At 67.2% G+C, this 7,971-nt stretch carries 7 protein-coding genes; 5 read left to right on the forward strand and 2 right to left on the reverse strand.

All coding sequences use genetic code 11. The features are described 5' to 3' along the window. A partial coding sequence (gene folP / locus ACI944_RS08980; protein WP_411718710.1) for a dihydropteroate synthase occupies positions 1-1,929 on the forward strand: 1,929 nt, incomplete at its 5' end. A gap of 29 nt (positions 1,930-1,958) precedes the next feature. Here the strand turns inward: folP and ACI944_RS08985 are convergent. Beyond that, positions 1,959-3,014 (reverse strand): glycosyltransferase family 4 protein, encoded by a 1,056-nt coding sequence (locus ACI944_RS08985; protein ID WP_411718711.1) that lies wholly within the window; start codon positions 3,012-3,014, stop codon positions 1,959-1,961. An 85-nt stretch (positions 3,015-3,099) separates the two neighbouring features. Here ACI944_RS08985 and ACI944_RS08990 point away from each other — a divergent pair, with 85 nt between their 5' ends. The 4 genes from ACI944_RS08990 to ACI944_RS09005 all read left to right on the forward strand — a co-directional run bounded on the left by ACI944_RS08990 (position 3,100) and on the right by ACI944_RS09005 (position 7,604). Continuing rightward, positions 3,100-4,920 (forward strand): S9 family peptidase, encoded by a 1,821-nt coding sequence (locus ACI944_RS08990; RefSeq protein ID WP_411718712.1) that lies wholly within the window; start codon positions 3,100-3,102, stop codon positions 4,918-4,920. A 102-nt stretch (positions 4,921-5,022) separates the two neighbouring features. Then, positions 5,023-5,616: a GNAT family N-acetyltransferase gene (locus ACI944_RS08995; protein ID WP_411718713.1), complete on the forward strand. Its 594-nt coding sequence runs from the start codon at positions 5,023-5,025 to the stop codon at positions 5,614-5,616. Positions 5,617-5,796: 180 nt separating this feature from the next. Further along, positions 5,797-6,765: a hypothetical protein gene (locus ACI944_RS09000; protein WP_411718714.1), complete on the forward strand. Its 969-nt coding sequence runs from the start codon at positions 5,797-5,799 to the stop codon at positions 6,763-6,765. Then, on the forward strand, positions 6,762-7,604 hold the full coding sequence (locus tag ACI944_RS09005) for a mechanosensitive ion channel family protein (protein ID WP_411718715.1): 843 nt from the start codon (positions 6,762-6,764) through the stop codon (positions 7,602-7,604). Before ACI944_RS09000 ends, ACI944_RS09005 begins: the two co-directional genes overlap by 4 nt. Here ACI944_RS09005 and ACI944_RS09010 read toward each other — a convergent pair. After that, the coding region (locus ACI944_RS09010; RefSeq protein ID WP_411718716.1) for a hypothetical protein at positions 7,601-7,971 on the reverse strand (371 nt) is incomplete at its 5' end. The two genes, ACI944_RS09005 and ACI944_RS09010, sit on opposite strands and share 4 nt — an antisense overlap.

Here is a 7,971-nt window from a genome sequence, read left to right on the forward strand (position 1 = left end):
GCGCCGTCCGATCGCCCCCTCGTGACGGCCGCCGACGGCTCGGCCTTCGATGCGATCACCCAGACTGCCGGCGAGACGCTTCGCGTCGGATCGACCGAGGACGACGCCGAGATCGCTGTCTCCACGGCGGGTAGAACCGGCGTCGAACAGGAGGTTACCATCGAAGCCGGCAGGTGGCGCGTCGAGACCCGGCTTCCGCTTCTCGGCGAACACCAGTGTCGAAACGCCGGTGTCGCCGCCACCCTCTGTCGGCAACTCGCAGACGTTGCGACCGACGACCTCGAACGGGGACTCCGGAACGCCCACTGGCCGGGGCGCTTCGAGATGATGGAGCGCGACCCGCTCGTAGTCCTCGATGGGGCGCACAACCCAGGGAGCTGCGCCGGCGTCGCCGAGACGCTTTCGTCGTTTGAATTCGACGACCTCCATCTCGTCTTCGGCGCGATGTCGGGGAAGGATATCGCCGGGATGGCGTCGGCACTGCCGACCCCGGCCGCCGTCTACGCCTGCCGACCCGACATCGACCGCGCCGAGACGGCGGACTCGGTCACCGCCGTCTTCGAGGCCGACGGGCGGGCACAGGGGATCGAGACCGCTGAAAGCGTCGCGTCGGCACTCGAATCCGCGCTCGCCGCCGCCGACCCTGAGGACGCGGTCGTCGCCTGTGGGTCGCTTTTTGTCGTCGCCGAGGCCCGGCGGCGCTGGACCGCGAGCGCCGTCACGAGTTCGGTCGACGACGCGACGACGGCGGCGGCAACGCTTCGGCGGGCCGATGTCGCCGACCGCGAGGTCGAACGCGTCCGCACCGACGCCGTCCACGAGGTTATCACCGTCCGCGCGGGCCCACAGGCGGCGAACCGCCTCGATCGAGCGTTCCGCTCGGTCGGCGGCGAGTGTGCGGTGTCGGCCGTCGAGGCGCGCCCCCACGAACTCGTTGAGGCGGTTCTGATGGGGACGCGTTCGCAGTTCGATCGGCTGCTCGATGATCTCGAGACGGACGCACCGGGGGTTTCGACCATCGTCGACGCCATCGAGCGCGAACTCGACCCCAGGGCGGCCACTAAAGCTGGCCGTCTGCGATCGGGCGACCCCGAATCGGGAGCTGCGGACCGGGCCTGGTCGGACGGCACCGCGGTCATGGGCATCCTCAACGTGACGCCGGACTCGTTTTACGACGGTGGCCGCTACGAGGCGCTCGAGGACGCCGTCGATCGGGCCGAACAGCTGATCGACGCCGGAGCGGACATCGTCGACGTCGGCGGCGAGTCGACGCGCCCGAACGCCGATCCCGTCCCTGTCGAAGCGGAACTCGAACGGGTTGTCCCGGTCGTCGAGGCGCTTGCGGACGCCGAGGCTGCCGTCTCGGTCGACACCAGAAAGGCGGCCGTCGCGCGCGCTGCCCTCGACGCCGGCGCCGATATCCTCAACGATGTCTCGGGGCTTGAGGATCCCGAGATGCGGCTCGTCGCTGCCCAATATGACGTTCCAGTCGTCGTCATGCACTCGATCGAGACGCCGGTCGATCCGGACACGGACATCGATTACGATGACGTGGTCTCCGACACCCTCGATGCGCTCGAGGAGCGCGTTCTCCTCGCCGAGAAGGCCGGGTTAGACCGCTCTCGGATCATCGTCGATCCCGGAATCGGGTTCGGCAAATCCGCCACCGAGAGCTTCGAGTTACTCGGACGGCTTGGCGAGTTTCGGTCGCTCGGCTGTCCGGTGTTGGTCGGCCACTCCCGAAAGTCGATGTTCGGGCTGATCGACCGGGGCGACGCCGAGGAACGCCTCGCGGCGACCGTCGCAGCGAGCGCGCTAGCGGCCGAGCGCGGCGCGGACATTGTCCGGGTCCACGATGTCGCCGAAAACGTCGCCGCGGTGAAGACGGCGGCCGCGGCGGAGGAGCCGGGGCGCTTCGGCGACAACTAACGGTTCGGAGTGTGGTGCTTCCGGGCGGCTCAGCGCGCATCGACGCCGGCCTCGCGGAACAACTCGATGTACTGGCCGGTGACCGCGGCGTGGTCGAATCCCTGGAAGGCGGTGTCGACATCGCGGAACCCGAAGGTCCACGACTCCGCGATCGCGTCATCGAGTGCGTCGGGATCGGTCACTCTGATCCCGCGATCACGGCGCTCGACGAGCTCGTGAGCGCTTGAGTCGCTCTGGAGTTCGACGACGCCGGCACAGCCGCAGGCCAGCGCCCACAGCAACTCCTCGGCGAACGTCTGTCGTCGGGCCGTCTGGACGAAGGTGTGGGCCCCCCGGTAGATCGCGATCCGCTCCTCGCGGGGGCAGTCGCCGACGAACTCGATGCGATCGGCAAGCCGGAGGTCTTTGACCTGCGTCTCGAAAGCGGCCCGTTCGGGACCGTCGCCGACTACCGTTGCCGACCACTCGCTCGCTTCCCGGAGTTCCGCGAGCGCTAAGAGGAGGTCCTCCAGGTTCGAATCGTCGTCGAGACGGGCTGCAAAGGCGACGTCGACGCGCTCGCCGGGATCGGTCGCCGTGATCTTCGTGAAGTCGATCCCGCCGGGGACGACAGTCGTATTCGCCTCGCTTGCACCGTACTCGCGGACGCGAGTTCGCTGGTGTTCGGAGGGCGTAACGACCCGCGTCGGAAGGCTTGACGCCGGCCCGAGCCACCCCGAGTCGGCCACGCTGGGCTCGTCGCCGTACCAGTCAACAAAAAGCGGCACCCGCGCCAGCCGCGCGCCAAGCCACGCCGAGAGGAGCGCCCCCGGCGGATCAGCCGAGGCCAAGACGAGATCCGGGGCGTGCCGGAGGAGTAGCCCCGGGATCCGGCTGTAGTACAGCGCCGGGTGCTCGAAGGTGACCCCCTCGTGTTCGAGGCCGTCAATTTCGATCCGGCGTCCCGAGGTCTCCCACCACGGTAGACAGTAGATTCGGACCTCGTGTCCGCGGTCGTCCAGTGCCGCGGCGACCCGCCGGAGCCGCACCGCGCCGGCGCGCTCCGACTGTGGCGGCGGATTCATAAAGACGACCGCGATTCGCATACGACGGCCGACGGGGGCCGCTGTCAAAAATGGCCCGGAACGGGGCGGGGCGAACAGATATTATTCGCCGGTTCGATCGTCCGGTGTGCACGAGTACGATATCGAGCGCTACCTGAACGTCCGCAGCGCCTTCGGGGCGGCGTTCCGAGCCGACGGGACGCTCTCGTTTCGAATGAACACGACCGGTACGCCGCAGGTGTGGACGGTTCCCGAGGCGGGCGCGTGGCCGACCCAACGGACCTTTTATGACGAACGTGTCACGTTCGCATCGCCGTCGCCCGAACGTATGGAGACGGTCTTCGGGATGGACGAGGGCGGCGACGAGCAGGGATCGCTGTTCCGGCTGGACGACGCCGGACGCGTCACGGAGTTGACCCCACCCGACGCGAAGCACCGGTGGGGCGGCTGGAGCCACGACGGGAATCACGTCGCGTTCGCCTCGAACCGCCGCGATGAGTCCGTCTTCGACATCTACGTGCAGCCGCGCGACGGGGTCGACGGGGACGCACGGCGACTGCTCGAGGGCGACGGCTGGCTGTCGGTCGCCGGCTGGAGCCCCGACGACTCGCGGCTGCTCATCCACGAGGCCCGCTCGAACGTCGATACTGATGTCTACGTCCTCGATACCGAATCGAAGTCGGTGACCCCGCTCACCGGCGAAGGGTTCCCCGGCGACGGGAACGCCGGAGATGAGGCGGTCCGGTATAAAAGTCTCTCGTGGGGGCCGGCGGGCGAGTGCGTGTACTGCTGTAGCGACCGCGACGGCGACACGCTCTCGCTCGTTCGCCTCGACGCTGAAGATGGGTCGCTCGACTCCGTTGAGAACGGCGGCGAATGGAACGTCGACGGCGTCGCGATCGACGACGAGACGGGGCGGATCGCCTACTCGCGGAACGTCGACGGCTACACCGAGTTGACCGTTGGCGATCTCGTTGATGGGACAATCGATCCCCGGCCCGATCCCCGACTGCCGGCTGGGCTCGCCGGCGGTGTCGCCTTCGACGACGGGGCCGACCGGTTCGCCGTAACCGTCACGACCGATACCCACAACGCGAATATTTATGTTGTCGATGTCGAGACCGGGTCCGCCGAGCGCTGGACGCATGCCCCGACAGCAGGGATCCCTCTCTCGACGTTCGTTGAGTCCGACCTCGTCCGCTACGGGACCTTCGACGGCCGGGAGATCCCGGGGTACCTGTCGGTTCCGGAGACGGTCCCCGAAGGCGGCGCGCCGACGATCGTCGATGTCCACGGCGGCCCCGAGAGCCAGCGCCGACCGTCGTTTTCCGCACTCAAACAGTACTTTCTCGCGCATGGGTACGCGGTGTTCGAGCCGAACGTGAGGGGATCGACTGGATACGGCCGCGAGTACGCCGCCCTCGACGACGTCGAGCGGCGGATGGATTCAGTGGCGGACATCAAGGCCGCCGCCGCGTGGCTCGCCGAGCGCCCCGAGGTCGACGGCGACCGACTGATCGTGAAGGGCGGCTCCTATGGCGGGTTCGTGACGCTCGCGGCACTCTCGGAATATCCCGACGTGTGGGCTGCGGGAATCGACATCGTTGGGATCGCCAATTTTGTCACGTTTCTCGAGAACACCGGATCGTGGCGGCGGTCGCTCCGGGAGGCCGAGTACGGCTCCCTCGAAGACGACCGGGACGTTCTCGAATCCATCTCGCCGATCAACTCGATCGACCGGCTTGAGGCACCGCTTTTCGTCCTCCACGGCGAAAACGACCCCCGGGTTCCGGTCGGCGAAGCCAGGCAGGTTGCCGAAGCCGCTGAGGCCGCGGGCGTCCCCGTCGAAACGTTGCTTTTCGAGGACGAGGGCCACGGCATTTCGAAACGCGAGAACCGGATTGAGGCCTACGCCGCCATCGTCGAGTTCCTGGACGCGCACGTTTAGCTGGCCGCCTCAATGCGCACGTCGGATGCGACAACTACTCGTTGACAATGTCTCTCGGGCGAAGGGGGAACGGTTTTGCATCGGCGACCCGTAAGTCGCTCTATGTATGTCCGGGACGCGAAGAACCGCGATGAGGCCTGGCTGTTAGAGCACATCGAGGCAATGGACCTGGACGAGACGGCGTTTCGGTCCCGCGATTACGTCATCGCCGTCGACGAGGAGTCGAACGCCCGAGCCGGGTTCGGCCGGGTCCGGCTCCACAAGGGCGACGAGCCCGAGGAGGGTATCTGCGAGCTGACGAGCATCGGCGTGCTCGATGGCTGGACGGGCCACGGCGTCGGCGCACACGTCGTCGAACGGCTCGTCGACGGGGCCGAAGCCAAGGGATTCGACCGCGTCTACTCGCTCACGAGTGCACACGAGTACCTCGCCCAGTTCGGCTTCGAGGCGGTCCCCGAACCCGAGTTGCCGGACGCCCTCGCCGACCGTCTCGAAGCCAAACGCGAGCGACTTGACCCCGACGCCGTCCCGATGGCGATTGACACCGACGGCTTCCAGATGCCGGATCGGCTCCGCGAACGGTTCAAGCGCGCTGCCGAATCTGAGCCCGAGTCCGACTCCGGCCCGGAGGAGACGCCGGAGGACTTCGGGATCAACCCCGACGAGGCGACGTATAAATACGACACGGGTCGATGACGGCCGTCCACGGGCGCGGCCCCGCGGCACCCTCCCGGTCGTGGGCCATACCCTTTTGAACCGTTGCTGTCGGTTCGAGCCCGAACGGGGCCGCACAGTTACCGAATCATCACAGGGCACCCATACAATTATCAGCCGTGGCGTCCCATGACTCTGTGGGTGTTTTGACGCCCGGCTTCGATGAGTCACACAGTAGTCCGGACCGACGCGTTGTCTCCGACGGCGTTGCTCAGCGACGACGACGCACTTGCGGCGGCGCTTGACGACTCGGATTCCGCCTCGGTCGCCGTCGTCGGCCAGCCTTTCGCCGGGCGGGAGGCGGTGCTCGACGCCGCTGAACGCCGACTCGGCGCGCGGCGTATCGAACTCGGCCCCGAGAGCAACGCAAGCGCCGCTATCGATGCCGTGGGGTCGGCGCCACTCGTGGTTGCGAACTGCCAACACCTGTTCAATCGCGAAGTCGGCGGGTTCGACGCACTCAGGGCGTTTCTCGACGCACTTTCGGGGGCCGATTCGGCGGTTGTCACGGGCTGGAACAGCTACGCGTGGTCGTACCTCGCGGCCATCGAAAACGTCGACGCGACCATCCCGACGGCGCTGACTGTCGAAGGGCTCCCGGCGGATCGGCTATTCGAACTCGCCCGACGAACAGTCGACACCCTGCCGACATTCCGGCGCGACGACCCGAACGAGTCACTGATCTCGACGCGTCGCTACACGATCCGCGGGCGGACACTCGGGGTTCCCGTGCCGGACCGGGCGGCGATCACGGCCCGGCGGGCGGACCGACCATCGCCGATGGAGGCGGTGTTCGAGCGGCTCGCGGCGGTCTCGGACGGCAACCCCGGTGTCGCGCTCGCACTCCTCGAGTGGTGCCGAGACGACGACGAGATACGGCCGAGCGATGTCGAGACGCCGGGGACGGACGCGTCGCCGGGGCGTGAAGCTGCCTTCTGTCTCCGAATCGTACTCGCGTCCGAACGGGTCTGCCGGGAGCGTCTGGTCGAGCGCCTCGGTGAGCGCGTCGAGCGGTTTCTCAACCGGTTCGCTCGCGGGGGATTGCTCGTCCGAGCGGGCGATATCGTCCGCCTCGATCCGGCCGGTGTTCCGGCCGCCGTCGCGATCACCGACCGGGAGCGGATACTGTGACGGTCCCCGAGGCCGACCCGGCCGAGTTCGCGGAGGCGTTCGGCGCTTCGTTCTTTCTTGAGGCGATCGCCGTCTTCGGCGTCGCTTACCTCCTCGTGCGGGCAGCGACGGTCGCGCTCTCGGTCGTCGCCGAGCGCACGCCCGCGAGACGCATCACGATCAAGATGTTCCGCCCGGTCGTCAAACTCGTCGGCTATGGCGCGGCGGTCTACGTCGTCGTCGGCCCGCTTTTGAATCTGAGCGCCGCCCAACTGCTCGCCGTCTCAGGGCTTTTGGGAGCCGCGATCGGATTTGGCCTTCAAGATGTCGCGGCCAGTCTCCTTGGTGGACTCGTCATCGTCGCCGAACGGCCCTACCGCGTCGGCGATAAAGTGACTATCGGCGAGCACTACGGCGAGGTGGTCGACATCGGACTGCGGGCGACGACGATCCGAACGCCCGACGATACGGCGGTTGTCGTCCCGAACGACGCGCTCTTCTCTTCGAATATCGCCAATGCCAACGCCGGCGACCCGGAGATGCTCGTCGTCACGGAGGTAGCTGTCGCTCCCGACGCCGATCTCGAGACGGCCCAAGATATCGTCAACGACGCGCTTGTCACGTCACCGTACGTTTACGTCGATGACGACCATCCGGTCACGGTCCTGATCGAGGACGAGGGGTATCACCGGACAATCCGTGGAAAAGGCTACGTCGCGGACCTACGCGATGAAAACGCCTACGCCTCGGACGTGACGCAGCGGTCGCTTGCCGCCTTCGAGGAGCGCGGCGTTCCGACCCCGACGAGGCGATTCCCCCCGGAATCCACGGATCGAGAAGCGGAGCGGCCTCCGGGTTAATCTCGATTCAATTGGTGGGCCCGGTTGACCGTTACGCGCAACGCCGCCTGTAGCGAGTCGATGGTCATCGTTGGCCGGCGGGCAGCCTTGGGGCCGCTCCGTTCGTACAATTGGATCTCTCCACCGGGGTCGGCGTCGTTAACCGGCTTGAGCAGAAGTCTTGTGCCGGCCCCCGGCTGCTCGAACGCGATCGTCTCCGCGAGCGGTGCCGCCCCGAACTGGACGATATCGGGTTTTACTTCCCAGCCCCCGGAAAGCTCGTTACGGAGCGCTTCGAATTCGACCCGATCGGCGATCGTCTCGGTTCGGCGGATGTGCCTCAGTGGGTCGGACCACGCGTCTTCCCCCGGCGTGCGTTTCTCATCGT

The sequence above is a fragment of the Natronomonas sp. genome (assembly GCF_046710025.1).
Lineage (GTDB): Archaea > Halobacteriota > Halobacteria > Halobacteriales > Haloarculaceae > Natronomonas.